Raw genomic sequence first — 16,746 nt, 5'->3', positions numbered from 1 at the left:
CCGACAAATGTGTCCGAGTTCGCCTGCAGCCGCCCTCCAAACGAGAGCGTTACGAGTAAGCCGTTTAGAGCGCGGCGCCGAGACGAATGAGGCCGCTTGAGTCTTCGAAGACTTCGCTCCAATAGCGCATCATCGTGAGATCGGCTTCGTGTTTGCCGATAAGGTCCGGGATCGGCGTTCCTTCAACCATGTCGATGAGCAGCGTGGCGAAGTTGATGCCCGCGGCAGTCGTTAGCGCGAGCGTTCCGGAGAAGCGCGGGTTCATCTCGAAGATCGAAAAGCTGCCGTCCTCGCGCAGCATCCCCTGAACGTTGGCGGGGCCTTGCAGGCCGCTGCGCTCGACCACGTCGCGGACGATTCGCTCGATCAAGGGATGGTGATAAGTTCTGCCCTTAACCGATACGCCGGCTTTGATCGCGATGCGTTCGCGGGGGACCGCGGCGACGACGCGACCCGGTGCAGCAGCGAAGCAGTCGACGGTAAACTCCGTACCGTCGACCGCCTCTTGGACGATGAGGCCGCTGCGGCCGCGCGCCGTTTCGTGCAGGGAATGGACGCTCTCGATGCGCGCCGTGCCGACCGAGCCGGAGCCGCGCTGCGGCTTAAGATAGACTGGGAAGCGTTCGATCTCGATGCCCGGCTCGTAAGCGCGCGTGAGCGGTCCGGGGACGCCGATCTCTTCGAGGAAATCTGCGAACTCGAGTTTGTCGCCGGTCTTGCTGAAAATGTCTCGCGGGGGCACCAGCAGATGGCAGCCGATCGATGCGAACCGCTCGCGCGCCTCGTCGAGCGGCGGAAACTCGCTCTCGACGATCAGCGGGACGAAGAGCCCGATCTGCAGCCGCCGCGCGGCCTCCAAGCACGCCTGTGCAAAGCCGGGGGCGACCGCGCGCGGCAGCAGCACGAAATCGTCGACGAAGGCTTTGGTCGCGCAGCGAGGATCCATGTCGCCGGCGGCGATGAAGCGAGCTCGGCCGTCATCGCGCAGCGCTTTGATCAGTGACTGCGCGGTGACTGTGCCCCCCGCGGTGATCATGACGCGCCGGGGATTAAAGGGCATCGTGAGGCGTCCAGTGACGCCGAAAGTCGCGGGTTTCGATCGTGCCCGAATGATGAAAGATGTAGAACTGGCCATCGGGCCCGACGTAGATGCTATCGCGCGTCATCGGATCGACGCCGTAGAATACGACCGCTTTCTCGCGTCGATCGTACACTGCTCGCCAGTGATAGCCTTTCGGGAGGTTGTTGTAGCCATAGTTGGCGTGAGAGGTGCAGGCAGCGAGCGCAAGCGCGATGCTGGTAAGCAGCGCCCGTTTCATGCGCGAGCTAAGCGGCGTTAGTAGGATCGAACGTTCTGTAAACCCGCCGCCTTGAATGCCGCCGCGATCTTTGGTGCGTCGGCACCCGGGTCGGGATACAGGACGACCGAGCGCCCTTCGTCGATCGCATCGTCGAAGTTGTCGACTTCGTCGTCGGGGACCGGAAACGCGCTGAGGTAGTGTTTGGTCGTGCCGCCGTGGACGAAAATATCCGACCAGAGGTCGGGTCCGCCGATTCCCGGGACCGAGGTTCCTCCGGAATCGGGAAGCACCCCCGTGCCGCGCGTCATCTCGTCGGCGTAGGCGTCCGAGTCGACTTCGGTGACGACGTTGACGAAGTGCAGTAACGTGGACGACTCGGTGCAGCTTCCGTCGCTTGCCAGGACCTTCACGTGCGTGGGGTCGACTTGTGCGGCCGTGAGCGCGCTTTCGAGCGCGGCGGCATCCGTGCCGGGATAGATTCCGATGACCAAACCTGCTGCCACGCGACTGTGACTCCTTTAGCTTTTGTAGACGGTGATTGCGTGGGCGAGCCGTTCGACGCCGATACGGATATTCTTCTCGGAGGCATTTGAGAAGTTCAAACGCATTCCGTCGTGGACGTCGCGCCCGGGATAGAAACTCACGCCCGGAACGAAGACGACTTTCGACTCGGCGGAGATCTTTAAAAGCGCCGTCGTATCGACGTCGGGGACCGTCACCCAAAGGAACATTCCCCCCGCCGGGCGCGTGAAACGGGCGCCCTCCGGCATAAACTCGGCGAGGGCCTCAGCCATGACGCCGCGGCGCCGCGCGTAGGTTTCCGCGATCCGCCGGACGTGCGACTCGAAGGCGTCGCCGCTGCTGACGTATTGATGGAAGACGTACTGCGCGAAGGTCCCGCTGTGCAGGTCGGCGCCTTGTTTGGCGAGCACGACCTTCTCACGAATTTCCTCGTCGCGCGTTACGAGCCAGGCGATGCGCATGCCGGGTGCCATGATCTTCGAACCGGTTCCGGAGTAGATGATCGGAGCCGTCGTCTCGTAGGAGATCAGCGAGGGGAGATCCGTGCCCTCGAAGCGCAGCTCGCAGTATGGATCGTCTTCGACGATTGGCAGGTCGTAGCGTTCGCAGATGCGCACGACGATCTCGCGCCGGCGCGCCGCGAGCGTCCGGCCGGTCGGGTTTTGAAAGTTCGGTACGAGGTAGAGCAGCTTCGGAAACGGATCGGCGCGTTCGAGCACGCGCTCAAGCGCGTCGGGGATCAGGCCGTCTTCATCGGTGTCGACGGTGAGATAACGCGCTTGATAGGCATCGAAGGCCTGAATTGCACCGAGGTACGTGGGATCCTCGAGCACGACGTGATCGCCCGGATCGAGGAAGACTTTGCCGATCAGATCGAGACCCTGCTGCGAACCGTTGACGATCGTCACGCAATCGGGGTCGACGTCTCGCTCGATGCGCCGCGCCAATCGTGCAGCGACCCAGCAGCGCATCTCGGGAATGCCCTCCGTGACGCTATACTGCAACGCGGCAGGCCCGTAGCGCTCCATCACGAGGCGCACCGCCTCGGTAATTTCCTCGATCGGAAAAAGTTCGGGCGCGGGAAGTCCGCCGCCGAACGAAATGACGTCCGGCTGCTGCGTGACCTTCAACATCTCGCGGATCGTCGAAGCGCGAAGATGGGACGTCCGCTCCGCGAACTTCGCGGCTCGCGAGATGGTAGACATCCCCCCTAATTTAGCCGGAGGTCAGCGGCGGTCCGCTTATTGGAGACCCTAATGAGTCCGAGGTGAAGGAGAGGATCGTCGCGCCCAGGCCGATCAGCCCAACGAAGATCAAAACCAGGGTGCCGATCACCGGCACGAGCTCGGCCGCCGTGATCAAGGCGATGCCGGCGAGCAGTGCCACCAGCGGCGAAGGGGTCGTCGTCGGGCTCACGAGCTCGCATAGCCGGCGCCCGATCAGCAGCGCCAGCGCGGCGGTCCCTAGGAAGGCGCTCGCCAGCAGAAAGACCATCTCCAGCAGGATCAGCGGTATCAAAAGGATCGTGATTGCCAGGAGAATTGCCAGCGGTATTACCGCGATGCAGCCGACCAGGCCCGCGGCAACGGAGAGGCCGGGATGACGCTCGAGGCGATCCAAGACCATCCGGGTGCGCAGCGGAAAGATCAGAAAAACCAGCAGCGCGAGCACGTTCCAGGAGAGCCGCCAGAGCAGGCGGTGATCCGGCACGAAGGCGCTGTAGCCATAGCCTCCTTCCGAGGGCGCCCACGGAACGACGGCCTGCGCCACGGCGCTGCCGACCTCGTGAACCTGGCCCGTCACCACGCCTCCGGGGCGCGGATCGTAGCTGCCGCCGACGACGTTGAGATCTCCCTCGACGATCCCTTCGATCGTGGCGTCGCCGAAGATCACGGTCAGGTCCCCGTCGACGACCTGTCCCGGCTCGACGACCACCGAGCCGAAGTACGTGCCGCCGTGGTAAATCGCTTGCGTCTGCGCAAGGGCCGGCCGGGCGAGGGCGACGATCGCAATGAGGACGACCGCAATGAGGGATAAGCGCTTTATCACAAACGAGGGCTCCGGGCGAGGTAGACGGCCAGCATCGGCCGCAGCCGGCGATAGCCGTAGAAGATTGCGCAAAAGAGGACGACGTCGAGCAGCAGCACGCCGCTCACGGCCGCGGCGAGGACCGAGGTTGCCGGCGAGATGACGCGCACGGCGGCGTCGACGGCGAGGAGGCTGCGTGCGGTCTCTGCGGCCAGGGCTGCGAAGAACCCGCTGAAATCGTGAGCGCGCGAAGCTGCAAAGCCGAGCAACGCCCAAGCGATGGCGAGGTAACCCAGCAGCGGCACCCAGAGCGGGAAACGTTGCACGGTGTGCGGCGCGGTTTGGCGGGCTTGCGAAACGATCGTCTTGGTAAACTCCGACCCGACGCTGCCCGGGGTGCTTGCGGTGGCGAGCAGCGCATCGACGACGCGCAGCTCGTGCAGCAGCGACTCGCAGGCGGTGCAGTGGCGGAGGTGGTGAGCGACCGCGCGGGTGCGGCGGATGCTCAGCATCCCCTCGAGATACGCGTCGAGCAGCGGCTCAAACGAGGAGCAGCGCATTCGGGCCCCCCTTCTGTCCGACCGATTCCAATGATCCGACGGCGAGCGCCTCGCGCTCGCGCATCTTCTTGGTCAGAGCAATCTTGCCGCGATGAATCAACGTCTTCACGTTACCCAGCGACAGGCCCAGCGTGCTCGCAATCGTTTGATACTCCATGTTGTCGAAATAACGAAGCGCCAGCACGTTTCGCGTCCGTTCCGGCAGTTCGGCGAGCGCCGCACGCAGTTCGCGTTCGGCTTCTTTGCGCAACAAGCCGCCCGCCGGATCGGCTTGCGGAGACGAATCGGCAAAGACCGTTTCCAGCGTTTGCTCCTGGGGCAGCTCCTGCAGCTGCGGCGCGCGCTGGGATTTGGCAAGGTAGGTGCGGATCACGTTGCGCGCGATCTGGTAGACCCACGTCGAGAACTTTCCAAGCTGCGGGTTGAACGTGTTCAGATGGGCGTAGGCGCGCAGGAAAGTCTCCTGCGAAAGATCGGCCGTTTCCGACGGATTGCGCACCGTCGCCCCGATGAAATTCGCTATGCCGCGCTTGTAGCGATCGACGAGCACGCCGAAGACCTCTCTTTCCCCGGAGCGCACTCGATACACCAGAGCCTCGTCGCTCTGATCACGGAATGCCATCCTCCCCTCGTTTCGGTTCCTTTGGCGGCTTCTACCTAGGCCGCGCGCGTTTGTTACGCACGAAGCGATCCAAGGGACGGGTTGCCGGCATCTCGCGCGGAGAGGACCGGCGCCGTCCCGTTCAACGGCCAATCGATGCCCAGCTCCGCATCGTCCCAAGCCACCGCGAACTCCGCTGCCGCGTCGTACGCAGCGCTCTGCTTGTACCAGAAGATGGTCCGGTCTTCGAGGGCAAGAAAGCCGTGGAGGAAGCCGCTGGGGATATAGAGCTGGCGCCCGTCGCCGGCCGAGAGGGTCGTGCCGTACCAGCGGCGATAGGTCGGGCTTTCCGGCCGCACGTCCACGATGACGTCGTAGGCACTGCCGTGCAGGACGGAGACGATCTTTGACATCCGCACCGCCCCGTGGAGTCCGCGCAAGACGTTCCGGCGCGAAAGCGAAGAGTTATCTTGAACGAACGAATCACGGATGCCGCATTCGCGATACCGATCGAGCGAGAACAGCTCCCGAAATGAGCCTCGGTCGTCAGTGAAGACGCGCGGTGTCAGCACCAAGGCGCCGCTAAGGGGTAAATTCTCGACCGTCATGAGAACGTCGATTCGATGAACGGCAGCATGAGTCCACCGCGCACTCTTTTGCTGCGCCGGGGACTCGAGCGTCTGCGCGCCAGCGCAATCGTCAAGCAAAGCCTTCTCGTCTTCACTGCCGGCATGGTCGTCAACGTTTGCGGCTTCGTCGCGCACGCCATCGCCAGCCGGCAGCTCGGCGTTACGGAATACGGTGGCCTCTACGCCCTCATCAACGCGGCGCTGATTGCCTCTCTGCCTGCCGCTTTTGTCGCACCGGTCGTGGCGCAGCTCGCTGCCGAGTTTCGTGCCCTCCACGACGACGGCCACTTGCGCGGATTGACCGACAGCATTGCGGGCGGCTTTGCAAAACTGGGAGCGCTCTATCTCATCGTCGCGACGATCGGCGCGTTTCCGTTTGCGCATTTTCTCCACGTGCCGGTCTGGTCCGTGCCGTTTGTCGGCCTGCTCGCGGGCGTGACGCTCTTCGTCAACGCCCTGCGCGCCATCGCTCAGGGCACGCAAGACTTCGTCGGTTACGGCTTTTCAAATGCTGCCGAGGGTATCGCGAAGGTCATCGGCATATCGGTGCTCATCGCGCTCGGGCTGCGGCTGGGCGGCGGCATCGCCGGCTTCATTCTCGGGCCGGCGTGCGCGCTGATCTATCTCGGAATGCGTCTGAAGCGGCGGTATATCGTTTCCGAGCCTCGCGCCGTGCGCTACGACTGGCAGCGCATTCTCAACGCCGGCGCCGGTGCCGCGGCGGCGACGATCGCGATCGCGCTGATGGGTTCGGCCGACGTCGTACTGGTGAAGCACTATTTCGCGCCGCACGAAGCCGGGCTCTATGCCGCCGCATCGCTCGGCGGCAAGATGCTGCTCTACCTCGTCGGGTTTGTCCCCACCGTTCTGCTGCCGCAAGCCGCCGATCGCCACGCGCGCGGCGCACGGACGCGAGAAGTCTTGGCCGGCAGCCTGACGATGCTCGTGACCGTCGCGCTCTGCGGCATCTTCATCTTTTATTTCTTCGGACTCGACGTACTGCACGCGCTCGTCGGCCACGCCTACGACGCCGCCGCGCCATTGCTGGTGAAGTACGGCCTCGCGATGGTGCTGCTCGCACTGACGAACTCACTGACCTACTACGGCATCGCGACGCACCGTCTCGGCTTTACGATACCGCTCTTCGTCTGTACGCTGGGCACCCTAACCGCTATCATCGCGATCCATCCGACGCTCGGCGCCGTCGTCGAAATCATGGTGCTGGGGAACTTCGCAGCGGCGCTCGCCGTTACGGTTGCACTGCTTTTGCAGCGGCGCTCGAACGGCCGTCGCTCGACGGTGTGAAGCGCGTCCTCGTGATCGGCGGATCCGGGCAGCTCGGAACCGCGATCGCCCTTCGATGGCGCGATTTCGAAATCGTTGCACCGGCTCACGACGAACTCCCGATCGAGCAAACACCGCTTCTCGAGGAGGCGCTGGACCGCGTCGCTCCCGAGGTGCTCGTCAACGCGGCGGCGTTTCACGACGTCGATCGCTGCGAAGCCGAGCCGCAGCGGGCATTCGAGATCAACGCTCGCGCGGCCGGCGACGCGGCCCGCCTCGCGGCCGCGCGTGGGGTCGTCTTCATGACGATCAGCACCGACTACGTCTTCGATGGGAAAAAAGGCGAGCCGTATGCTGAGAGCGATGCCCCCAACCCGCTCTCCGCCTACGGCGCCAGCCGCCTGGCGGGTGAACGCCTGGTCGAGGCTGCGGGCGGCCCGGCTTTTATCGTACGGACCTGTGGTCTCTACGGCGCCTCTCGCTCGCCGGCGCATCGCCCTACCTTTATCGAGCGGATCGTCGGGCAGGCTCGCGCGGGTGAGCCGGTCCGGGTGGTAGCCGACGTCATCGCTTCGCCGACCTATTCCAACGATCTCGCCGATGCGCTGCGCGCGCTTGCTGCAACGGAGGTCTACGGGCTCTACCACGCCGCCGGTGCCGGAGCCGTGAGCTGGTTCGAATTCGCCCGGGAGGCGCTGGCGCAAGCCCGGGTCGAGTTGCCGATCGAGCCGATTACTGCCGGTCAGTGGAAAGCCGCGGCGATTCGCCCGCGCTTCTCCGCGCTCGACAATGCGAAGCTGCGCGAACGCGGCATCTCCCTGCGGCCCTGGCGTGCCGGCTTGGCCGAATATCTTGGGGCTTTGCCTCAGATTGGCGTAAGATAGAGCGCTGTGGAACTGCGAATCGACCGGCAAAGCATCCAGCGCTGCCGCGAGCTCGCCGGGGCGATCGCCGCGGTTACGCTCGCGCAGCGGTTTCGTCACGGACGGCCGCGCGGGTGAGCAAGACCGCGCTGGTTACCGGCATAACCGGCCAAGACGGCTCGTATCTCGCCGAACTGCTGCTTGATAAGGGGTATCGCGTCGTCGGCATGACGCGGCGCACGAGCACCGAGGTGCACGAGCGAATCGAGCACATCGTCGACGACATCGAGATCGTCTCCGGCGATCTGCTCGATCAAAGCTCGATCACTTCGATCATCGCCGAGGCTCGCCCCGACGAGATCTACAATCTGGCCGCGCAGTCGTTTGTGCCGGCTTCGTGGGGCCAGCCCGTGCTCACCGGCGAGTTCACCGCGCTCGGCGTTACTCGCGTGCTGGAAGCGATACGCCAAGTCGACCCGGGGATTCGCTTCTACCAGGCGTCGAGCTCGGAGATGTTCGGCAAGGTCGTCGAGACCCCGCAGCGGGAAACGACTCCGTTCTATCCCCGCAGCCCGTACGGCGTTGCCAAGGTCTACGGGCACTGGATCACCGTCAACTATCGCGAGTCGTACGATCTCTTCGCCTGCAGCGGCATCTGTTTCAACCACGAATCGCCGCGCCGCGGCAAGGAGTTCGTTACGCGCAAGATCGCCGACGGCGCGGCGCGGATCAAGCTCGGCCTCGCGCGCGAGCTGCGCCTTGGAAACCTCGACGCGCATCGCGATTGGGGCTTCGCCGGCGACTACGTACGCGCGATGTGGCTGATGCTGCAGCAGCCGTCCCCCGAAGACTACGTGCTGGCGACGGGCCGGACCCACAGCGTGCGCGACTTCGTGCGCATCGCCTTCGAAGCTGCGGGGCTCGGATCGTTCGAACCCTACGTCGTCCGCGATCAGCGCTTCGTGCGCCCGGCCGAGGTCGACATGCTGATCGGCGATCCCGGGAAGGCGCGCCAAGAGTTGGGCTGGGAACCCGAAGTCGGCTTCGAGCAGCTGGTAACGATGATGGTCGAGGCCGAACTCGAGCGGCTCGCCGCGCGCTCGCGGGTCTAGGAGCGCAGCGCCGTGCGGGCCATGGTTACGGGAGCGAGTGGATTTGTTGGACGCCGGCTCGTCGAGGCGCTGCGCCGGGACGGCGCCGAGGTATTGGCCTGCGGCGGCCCGCACGATCGAGAGCCCGAGTACTTTCCCATCGATCTCGCCGACGCCGCATCGCTGAGTGCCGCGCTCGCGGCAGCGCGCCCGCAGGTCGTCTTTCATCTCGCCGCCCAAGCCTTCGTGCCGGAATCGATAAGCTCGCCGCTGGCGACGTTCGAGACCAACGCGCTGGGCACGGCGCGTCTCGCCGAGGCGGTGCGCGCTTACGGCGCCGATCCGACACCGCGCATACTCTTCACGAGCTCGGCCGAGGTTTACGGCGTGCGCGAGGCGGGCGAGTATCCGCTGCGAGAGTCGCTCGACCCGCGCCCGGCCAACCCCTACGGGGCGAGCAAAGCCGCGGCTGAAGCGATCCTGTTGGCAGAGGCGCAAAGCTACGGTCTGGACGTCGTGATCGCGCGCGCGTTCAATCAGATCGGCCCAGGCCAGAGCGAGCCGTTCGTCGTCGCCTCGATGGCGGCACAGCTCGCTCGCATCGCCGGCGGCGCGCAGCCACAGATGTACGTGGGCAACCTCGCGTCCGGTCGCGACTTTTTGGATGTTCGCGACGTTGTCGAGGCCTATCTGGCGCTCGCGCGCCGCGGCGAAGGCGCGCACATCTACAACGTCTGCAGCGGGCGCGCCGTGACTATCCGCGATATACTGCGCGAGCTGATCGCGATCGCGCGCGTGCCGGTCGAGGTTCGTGAAGACCCGCAGCGCTTGCGCAAGGTCGACGTGCCGCTGACGGTCGGCAGCCCCGAACGCTTGCACGCGGCGACCGGCTGGCAACCTCGCTTTTCGCTCGTTGCGACGCTGAGGGACATCTATCAATCCGCTCTCCAAAAGGAAGAAGCATGATGCGGGCCTTCGTTTTCAAGAACCGCGGACTCTTATTGAGTTTACCCGCCGCGCTGCTGGCCAAGTGCGGCCGGCCCAGTGCGGCGAGCATTGCGCTGGGGCTGCCGATCGCGATCGCCGGCGAGTTGGTGCGTTGCTGGGCCGTGGGCTATTCGGGTGAAACGACCCGCGGCGACGTTGTCGAAGCGCCCGAACTCGTAACGGCTGGGCCGTACGCGTACGTGCGCAATCCTCTCTATGTCGGAAACTTCATCACGGCGGCCGGCTTCGCGATCGCCTTTACGGGAAAGAACCGCTTTATGGTGCGCGTGCTGCTCGCGGGAGGTTCGCTCGCGGCGATGGCCGCGGTTTACGCCGCGATCGTCCCGCACGAGGAAGCCTTTCTGCGTTCGCAGTTCGGCGAGGCGTTCGACGACTATTGCGATCGTGTGCCGCCGGTCGTGCCGCTGCTTATTCCGATTGAAGGCGGGACGAGCGTGTGGAAGCCTGAGGCCGTACGCACCGCCGAGAGCAAGACCTTCGTTACGTTTGCCGCAATGCTGGCCGCATTGCTGATGAAGGCTCGCAAAGAGTGACCGCTGGGACCGGGCCGGCGACGCGGCGGCTACGCGTCGCGCTCGTCGCGACGGTTCTGGTCGCGCTGCTCGAGTTTTGGGGTGGAGCGGCTTCACGCAGCTTGGCGTTGACCGGAGATGCGGTGCACGTCTGCATGGATGTCGTCGCGCTTGCGCTCGCGCTGATTGCCGCGGTCGGAGCGGCGAGGCCGGCCGATACCCGGCGTACGTTCGGTTACGGCCGCATCGAGGTGCTCGGCGCGCTCGTCAACGGAACGCTCCTCCTCGTTGCGACGATCGCGATCGTCTACTTTGCCGTTCGCCGTTTCGCCGCGCCGGTCGAGCCGCAAGCGGGCTTGATGACCGCTGTCGCCGCCGTCGGGCTAGCGGTCAATGCCGGCGTCGGCCTCTCTCTGCGCTCTGTGGGCAAGAGCGATCTCAACGTGCGAGCCGTCCTCTTTCACGTGATGGGCGACGCGCTCGGCGCATTTGCGGTCATCTTCGGCGGAATCGCGATCGCGCTGACGCACGTCGCCTGGATCGATCCGCTGCTCTCGCTTTTCGTCGCAGCGATCATCGTCGTCGGCGTGGCCCGTCTCTTGCGCGACGCGACCGAGGTGCTGCTCGAAAGCGTCCCGGGCGACGTCGACAGCGCCGACCTCGTGAAGCATCTCAAAGCAATCGCGGGGGTCACCGGCGTTCACGACCTGCACGTGTGGTCGATCGGCAGCGGCTCGCACGCGCTCTCCGCACACGTCTCGATCGACGATCGGCGGCTGAGCGAAGCGACCAACGTGCTCAGGCGAATCGACGACTGCGCCAAAGAAGACTTCGGGATCGAGCACGTCACGATTCAATTCGAATGCGAGAGCTGCCCGATCGTCGTGCGACATTGAAAGGCGTCCGAGGCGCGCTGCTGCTCGCGCTCGTCTGAGCCTTACTCGTCGTCGACCGGCTGACCCGATGGCCGCTGATGCAGGAAGTACGACTGCGAATATCGCGCCTGGATCGTGACGAACTTTCGTGGCTTCTGGCTGAAATCGAAGAAATCGTTGACGAAATCGGCCGAGGTACCGTCCGTCGTCCCAAGGCGCCCTAAACTCCAGTTATCTTCCACGAAACGCACGATGCTTCCAAACTCGTATTGCCGATGGGAGATGTAGCCGGCTTTCGCATAGGGAGCGACGACGATCATTGGAACGCGAAAACCAAGGCCGCCGTAATGGCGTGGGCCCGGCGGTGCAACGTGGTCGTACCAGCCGCCCCAGTCGTCCCAGACGATGATAATCGCGGTCGTATCCCAGGCTGGGCTCTGACCGATTGCGTTGACGATCTGCGATACCCAGGAGGGTCCGGTATCGGAGCCCTCGCGCGGATGATCGGAGTTGTGAGCGTCGGGTATAATCCATGAGACCGCCGGCAGCGTGTCGCGATTGATGTCGGTAAAGACTCGCTTCTCCGGCGAAATGTCGTTCGCCGTCCACTGGGGACCGTTTCGTACCGCTGCGATTGCCTCAAATGCATTCCACTGCTGGCCGGGCAGCGTCGCGATGCTTGGCGTATAGTACCGCCAGGAGACATCCTTAGCATCGAGGAGGTCCCGTAGCGTGCGATAGGTGAGGCAGGGCCGCGGACCCTGCTGGCTGAGGTACCGGTTGTCGGCGGTGATCAAAGAGGTGACGGTGCCCGGGGGAGCGTCGCAGCCCCACGGAGGGAGGGTCGGAAAGTCGATGAGGCTCTTTTCGTCGCCGATCTCTGTGCCGCCGCGTATGAGATCTTGATGCGCGGTAAAGCTGCCGCTGCCCTGAGTCTGAAACGTATGGTCAGACAGGACGTACTCTTGCGCGAGCTTCCAATACGGCGCAATCTGCGCAGGATTCACGTACTCGTAGACCGCGGTTCCGGGTGGAACAAGATCGAAGCCATCCATCTTTCCGCCATCGTATTCTTTGATCCACTGCAGGTAGCTGTGATTCGTTCCCAGTGATGTATTGAGATCCGCCTCTCGCAGAGGGAGCTTGCCGTCGTGCGTCTTACCTACGGTCGTTCCATCCGCGCCGGGAAACGTTGCGAAGAGATTATCGAAGCTGCGGTTCTCCTGAACGACGATGACGACGTGCTTGAAGTACTTTCCCTTTTTCGCCGGTGGGGGCGGGGGAAGAGGCGGCAAAGCGGCGGCGGCGCCGGTACTACCACCACCGCAAGCCGTCAGTGGCGCCCCTAACGTTGCGGCGAATGCGAGAGCGGCGAATGCGAAACGCCACGAAACGCGACGTAGACCCTGCATAGTATTCAAAGGTATCGTCCGGGACCGGGCGTCATCCCTGCCTTGGGCAACCTGGCCGCCCGACGACCAGTGACCGCAGGGCGCCCATGCGCGCCCGCAAAATGAACGCATGGTTATGAAGATAGAATCCAAGGCCGTCGTACTGGGAATGGCCCGCACACCATTCGGAAAGCTCGGGGGAGCGCTCGCTCCGCTCTCCGCCACGACCCTCGGTGCCGTCGCCTTGACGGCTGCCGTCGAGCGCGCCAAAATCGACCCGACGGAGGTCGAGCACGTCATCTTCGGCGAGGTTCTGCAAGCGGGCGTCGGGCAGAACCCGGCGCGGCAAGTGCTCTTCAAGTCAGGCCTCGCGAAGACCGTAACTGCCGACACCGTTAACAAAGTTTGCGCGTCGGGACTCCTGGCGGCCGTCAATGCGATGCGCTCGATCAATGCGGGCGCCAACTCGGTGATCGCCGCCGGCGGCATGGAGTCGATGTCGAACGCACCCTACCTTTTGCGCGACGCTCGCTGGGGCTACCGCTTCGGCGACGGTAAGCTCGTCGACGCGATGATCTACGACGGTCTTTGGGATCAGTATTTTCCGATGACGATGGCGACGCAGGGCAGCAAGGTTGCGATCGAGCTGGAGCTGTCCCGTGACGATCAGGATCGCTTTGCTTACGAGAGCCATCGGCGCGCGTCGCAAGCGCACGACGCCGGTCACTTCGACGAGGAGATCGTCGCGGTCAACGTCGCGAGCAAAGCGAGGGATAAGGTCGTGGTGGCGCAATTGCCGCGCCAAGGAAAAGTGCGCGTGCCGGCCGCCGTCGGCGCCTCGAGCTCGGTTTGGGAACACGAGCCGTCGGCAGAGTTTACGCTTGACTATGCATCCTACGCGCCGTTTCTCACCGGCGAGCATCCACACGCGCGCGTCGACCGCGATGAAGCGGTTCGCATCGACGCGAGCATCGAAGCGATGGCGAAGCTGAAGCCGCTCGAAAAGAACGGCACCGTCACCGCCGGCAACGCACCGGGGGTCAACGACGGTGGGGCCGCGCTGATCCTTTCTGATTCGGATTACGCGCGAGAGCGCGGCTACGAGCCGCTCGCGACGATCGTCGAGCACGCGACCATCGCCTGGGACTCGCCCTACATCAGCCTCACGCCCGCGATGGCCGCGCAGAAACTCCTCGATCGCGTCGGCTTGACGCGCAACGACATCCACGTTTGGGAGATCAACGAAGCCTTTTCGACGGTCGCGATCACCTCGGGCCGGCGTCTCGGCCTCGAAGACGGCCTCATCAATCAGTACGGGGGCGCCGTCGCAATGGGCCATCCGATCGGCGCCTCAGGCGCGCGAATTCTCATCACGCTCATCAACCAATTACGCAAGCGCGGCGGCGGCTACGGCATCGCCTCCATCTGTTCGGGCGGCGGGCAGGGCGATGCAGTTCTGGTCGCAGTGTGATTGTAGGGATTTGAATCTCGGTGCATACCGCGTCTGCTGGGACGCTCGCTTTTTTCGCATCCGGCGAAAAAAGCTGCTCCGTTCGTCGTCGCTCCCGCCATCTGTGGCTCCGCTCCTCCTTCACGGGCCCCTCAGCCGCAGTATCCACCGAGATTCAAATCCTGAGGTGAACCGGGAATCAAACTGCTTGCAGATACGAATTGCGGCCGATGATTGAGACGAGGGGAGCGCAGTTCGAAATCAGCGACGAACAGCGGCAGATCGGGGCGGTGGCGGCCGAGATCGCGCAGCGCGAGATCGCGCCGCACATCGAGCAATGGGATCGCGAGCACGTCTTTCCACGCGAGTTGTACGGCAAGCTGACGCAAGCGGGAATCATGGGGATGCTCGTCCCCGAAGAGTACGGCGGCGTCGAGGCCGAGTATCTCGCGTACGCGCTTGCGATCGAAGAGCTGGCGCGCGTCGACGCCGGCACCGCCGTCACCGTCTCGGTGCATTCGATGATCTGTTCGGCGATTCTGAAGATGGGCATGCGCGAGCAGAGGGAGCGTTGGCTGCCCGCGCTCGCGACTGCCGACGTGATCGCCGGCTTCGCACTTACCGAATCCGACGCGGGCTCGGACGCGGCTGCGTTGCGCGCGACCGCCAAGCGCAGCGAGGGCGGCTACGTGCTGAACGGCCGAAAGCAGTGGTGCACGAGCGGCAGCTACGCCGGCGTCGTCATGGGGATGTTTCGCACCGGCGGTCCGGGCGCGAAGGGGGTCAGCGCGTTTCTCGTCGAGCCTTCGTCGCCCGGCGTCAGCGTCGAGCGCGTTACCGAGAAGCTGGGAATCCACACCAGCAATACCTGCGACCTCGCATTCGACGACGTGCACGTCGCACAAGACGCTCTGCTCGGCGACGAAGGCGCCGGCTTCGGCAACGCGATGACCGCGTTGACGGCCGGACGCATCGGCATCGCGGCGCAAGCGATCGGTATTCTCGCGGCGTGCCTCGATGAATCGGTGAAGTTCGCGAAGGAGCGCGTCGCGTTCAGCAAGCCGATCGGTGCGTTCGAGGGGATTTCGTTCAAAATCGCGCAGATGGCGATGGACCTCGATGCCGCGCGCATGCTTACCTACCGCGCCGCTTCGCTGGCCGATGCGGGCGAACCGTTTGCCATTGCCGCCAGCAAAGCAAAGCTTTTCGCCTCGACCGCCGCCCGCAAACACGCGGCCGAAGCGCTGCAGATCCACGGCGGCTACGGCTACACGACCGAGTTCCCCGTCGAACGGCACTACCGCGACGCGAAGATCACCGAAATCTACGAGGGAACCTCGGAGATCCAGCAACTCATCATCGCTCGCTCGCTGCTCGGCCGCCTCGACTAACTGCGACAGAAATAGCAAGGGGCCGGACGCGCGCGTTCGCGAACCTCTCGGCCCGCTATGAATCTGATGGAGTATCAAGGCAAGGAGCTCTTCCGGCGCGCCGGCATCGCCGTGCCCCGCAGCGCGCACGCGCACACACCCGCGGAGGTCGCCGAGTTCATCGAACGGACGCCCGGCGAGTGGGTCGTCAAAGCGCAAGTTTTGATGGGCGGCCGGGGTAAGGCCGGCAAAATCAAGATGGCCGGCGACGCGGCGAAAGGCCGCAGCGTCGCGCAGGAGATCATGGCGACGCCGATGCCGCCGAACCGGCAGAACCCAAACGGCGAGCCGATAAAATCGCTTCTCGTCGAAGAGCGCCTCGAGATCGCTAAAGAGGCGTACTGCGCGATCGCGATCGATCGCGCCGCACGGCGCCCGGTCTTCATCGTCAGCCGTTACGGCGGCATGGAGATCGAGGAAGTCTCTTCGGAGCATCCTGAATCGATAGCCAAGTTTTACGTCGATACGACGATCGGGTATTCGCCGTTCATCGGACGCGAGCTCGCCTTCGCGGCGCAGCTCGATCCCGGCTATCGCAAAGAGTTTCCGGCGATCGCGGGCGCGCTCTACGAAGCATTTTTCGCCTACGGCGCAAAACTTGTCGAGATCAATCCGCTGGCACTGACTGCCGACGGGCGGGTCGTCGCCTCCGACGCCAAAGTCGAGCTTGACGACGACGGGTTGTTCAGGAATCCGGAGTTCGGCCAGTGGCATTCGGTGCTGCCGCTCGAAGAGGATGAACTGTTCGCCTCGGGTGCCGGCGTCGGAATCCGCAACTTTCGCAGGTTTCCCGGCGACGTCGGCACGATGGCCAACGGCGCGGGCTTGGCGATGGCCACAATGGACGCCGTGAGCAACGCCGGCGGCAAGATTGCCAACTTCCTCGACGTCGGCGGCGGGGCGAACGCGCAGCGCGTTCGCAACTGCTACGAACTCGTCGTCAATAATACCGGCGCTACGGTCCTCTTCGTCAACATCTTCGGCGGGATCACGCGCGGCGACGAAGTCGCGCGCGGGATCGTCGAAGCGATGCGTGAGACGACCTCGCGCAAGATACCGCTGGTGATTCGCTTGACCGGCACGAACGAAGAAGAGGGGCGGCGTATCCTGGCCGAGGCGAAGATGACGCCCGTCGAAACGATGGACGAAGGTGCCCGCGAAGCCGTGCGGCTCGCCGCCGAGGCGAAGGGTTAAAAGAGAC

The 16,746-nt window shown here is 64.3% G+C and carries 18 protein-coding genes; 9 read left to right on the top strand and 9 right to left on the bottom strand.

Going from position 1 to position 16,746, the window contains the following annotated elements; translation table 11 throughout:
- Positions 1-64: 64 nt before the first annotated feature.
- Genes VGG51_12695 through rfbC form a run of 8 tightly spaced genes read right to left on the bottom strand, consistent with a single transcriptional unit; the run spans position 65 to position 5,620 of the window.
- Complete coding sequence (locus VGG51_12695) at positions 65-1,036, bottom strand: ATP-grasp domain-containing protein (protein HEY1883888.1); 972 nt, start codon at positions 1,034-1,036, stop codon at positions 65-67.
- Positions 1,037-1,049: 13 nt separating this feature from the next.
- Positions 1,050-1,319 carry a hypothetical protein gene (locus VGG51_12690; protein HEY1883887.1) on the bottom strand — a complete coding sequence of 90 codons (270 nt, stop codon included), beginning with the start codon at positions 1,317-1,319 and terminating at the stop codon, positions 1,050-1,052.
- Positions 1,320-1,336: 17 nt separating this feature from the next.
- A complete protein-coding gene (locus tag VGG51_12685; GenBank protein ID HEY1883886.1) occupies positions 1,337-1,804 on the bottom strand; it encodes a hypothetical protein in 468 nt (155 codons plus the stop codon).
- Positions 1,805-1,819: 15 nt separating this feature from the next.
- Positions 1,820-3,028, bottom strand: coding sequence for a PLP-dependent aminotransferase family protein (locus VGG51_12680; protein ID HEY1883885.1), 1,209 nt, complete (start codon positions 3,026-3,028; stop codon positions 1,820-1,822).
- Positions 3,029-3,038: 10 nt separating this feature from the next.
- The gene (locus VGG51_12675; GenBank protein ID HEY1883884.1) at positions 3,039-3,872 is read right to left on the bottom strand and encodes a hypothetical protein; all 834 of its coding nucleotides are present in this window, start codon (positions 3,870-3,872) and stop codon (positions 3,039-3,041) included.
- Positions 3,869-4,411 carry a zf-HC2 domain-containing protein gene (locus VGG51_12670; protein ID HEY1883883.1) on the bottom strand — a complete coding sequence of 181 codons (543 nt, stop codon included), beginning with the start codon at positions 4,409-4,411 and terminating at the stop codon, positions 3,869-3,871. Before VGG51_12670 ends, VGG51_12675 begins: the two co-directional genes overlap by 4 nt.
- Positions 4,392-5,033: a sigma-70 family RNA polymerase sigma factor gene (locus VGG51_12665; GenBank protein ID HEY1883882.1), complete on the bottom strand. Its 642-nt coding sequence runs from the start codon at positions 5,031-5,033 to the stop codon at positions 4,392-4,394. Before VGG51_12665 ends, VGG51_12670 begins: the two co-directional genes overlap by 20 nt.
- Positions 5,034-5,086: 53 nt before the next feature.
- Entirely contained in the window at positions 5,087-5,620 is a 534-nt protein-coding gene (gene rfbC / locus VGG51_12660) for a dTDP-4-dehydrorhamnose 3,5-epimerase (GenBank protein ID HEY1883881.1), read from the bottom strand.
- A gap of 27 nt (positions 5,621-5,647) precedes the next feature.
- Between rfbC and VGG51_12655 the strand changes: the two genes are divergently transcribed.
- From VGG51_12655 to VGG51_12630, 6 genes are all read left to right on the top strand, one after another.
- Entirely contained in the window at positions 5,648-6,946 is a 1,299-nt protein-coding gene (locus tag VGG51_12655) for a hypothetical protein (protein ID HEY1883880.1), read from the top strand.
- Entirely contained in the window at positions 6,943-7,809 is an 867-nt protein-coding gene (gene rfbD / locus VGG51_12650; GenBank protein ID HEY1883879.1) for a dTDP-4-dehydrorhamnose reductase, read from the top strand. Before VGG51_12655 ends, rfbD begins: the two co-directional genes overlap by 4 nt.
- 113 nt (positions 7,810-7,922) lie before the next feature.
- On the top strand, positions 7,923-8,900 hold the full coding sequence (gene gmd, locus VGG51_12645; protein HEY1883878.1) for a GDP-mannose 4,6-dehydratase: 978 nt from the start codon (positions 7,923-7,925) through the stop codon (positions 8,898-8,900).
- A 21-nt stretch (positions 8,901-8,921) separates the two neighbouring features.
- Positions 8,922-9,845 (top strand): GDP-mannose 4,6-dehydratase, encoded by a 924-nt coding sequence (locus tag VGG51_12640; protein ID HEY1883877.1) that lies wholly within the window; start codon positions 8,922-8,924, stop codon positions 9,843-9,845.
- Positions 9,842-10,420, top strand: coding sequence for an isoprenylcysteine carboxylmethyltransferase family protein (locus VGG51_12635; protein ID HEY1883876.1), 579 nt, complete (start codon positions 9,842-9,844; stop codon positions 10,418-10,420). Before VGG51_12640 ends, VGG51_12635 begins: the two co-directional genes overlap by 4 nt.
- Entirely contained in the window at positions 10,417-11,295 is an 879-nt protein-coding gene (locus VGG51_12630) for a cation diffusion facilitator family transporter (protein ID HEY1883875.1), read from the top strand. The genes VGG51_12635 and VGG51_12630 overlap by 4 nt, the downstream gene beginning before the upstream one ends.
- A 41-nt stretch (positions 11,296-11,336) precedes the next feature.
- Here VGG51_12630 and VGG51_12625 read toward each other — a convergent pair whose 3' ends face one another.
- A complete protein-coding gene (locus tag VGG51_12625; GenBank protein HEY1883874.1) occupies positions 11,337-12,569 on the bottom strand; it encodes an alkaline phosphatase family protein in 1,233 nt (410 codons plus the stop codon).
- A gap of 232 nt (positions 12,570-12,801) precedes the next feature.
- Between VGG51_12625 and VGG51_12620 the strand changes: the two genes are divergently transcribed.
- From VGG51_12620 to sucC, 3 genes are all read left to right on the top strand, one after another.
- Positions 12,802-14,136 (top strand): hypothetical protein, encoded by a 1,335-nt coding sequence (locus VGG51_12620; protein ID HEY1883873.1) that lies wholly within the window; start codon positions 12,802-12,804, stop codon positions 14,134-14,136.
- Between the two features lie 209 nt (positions 14,137-14,345).
- On the top strand, positions 14,346-15,506 hold the full coding sequence (locus VGG51_12615; protein HEY1883872.1) for an acyl-CoA dehydrogenase family protein: 1,161 nt from the start codon (positions 14,346-14,348) through the stop codon (positions 15,504-15,506).
- 57 nt (positions 15,507-15,563) lie between these two features.
- Positions 15,564-16,739, top strand: coding sequence for an ADP-forming succinate--CoA ligase subunit beta (gene sucC, locus VGG51_12610; GenBank protein HEY1883871.1), 1,176 nt, complete (start codon positions 15,564-15,566; stop codon positions 16,737-16,739).
- Positions 16,740-16,746 lie beyond the last annotated feature (7 nt).

It is taken from the genome of Candidatus Cybelea sp. (assembly GCA_036489315.1).
Lineage (GTDB): Bacteria > Vulcanimicrobiota > Vulcanimicrobiia > Vulcanimicrobiales > Vulcanimicrobiaceae > Cybelea.
The sequence above is the reverse complement of the archived record's forward strand: the minus strand, read 5'-3'. Positions and strand labels throughout refer to the sequence as shown.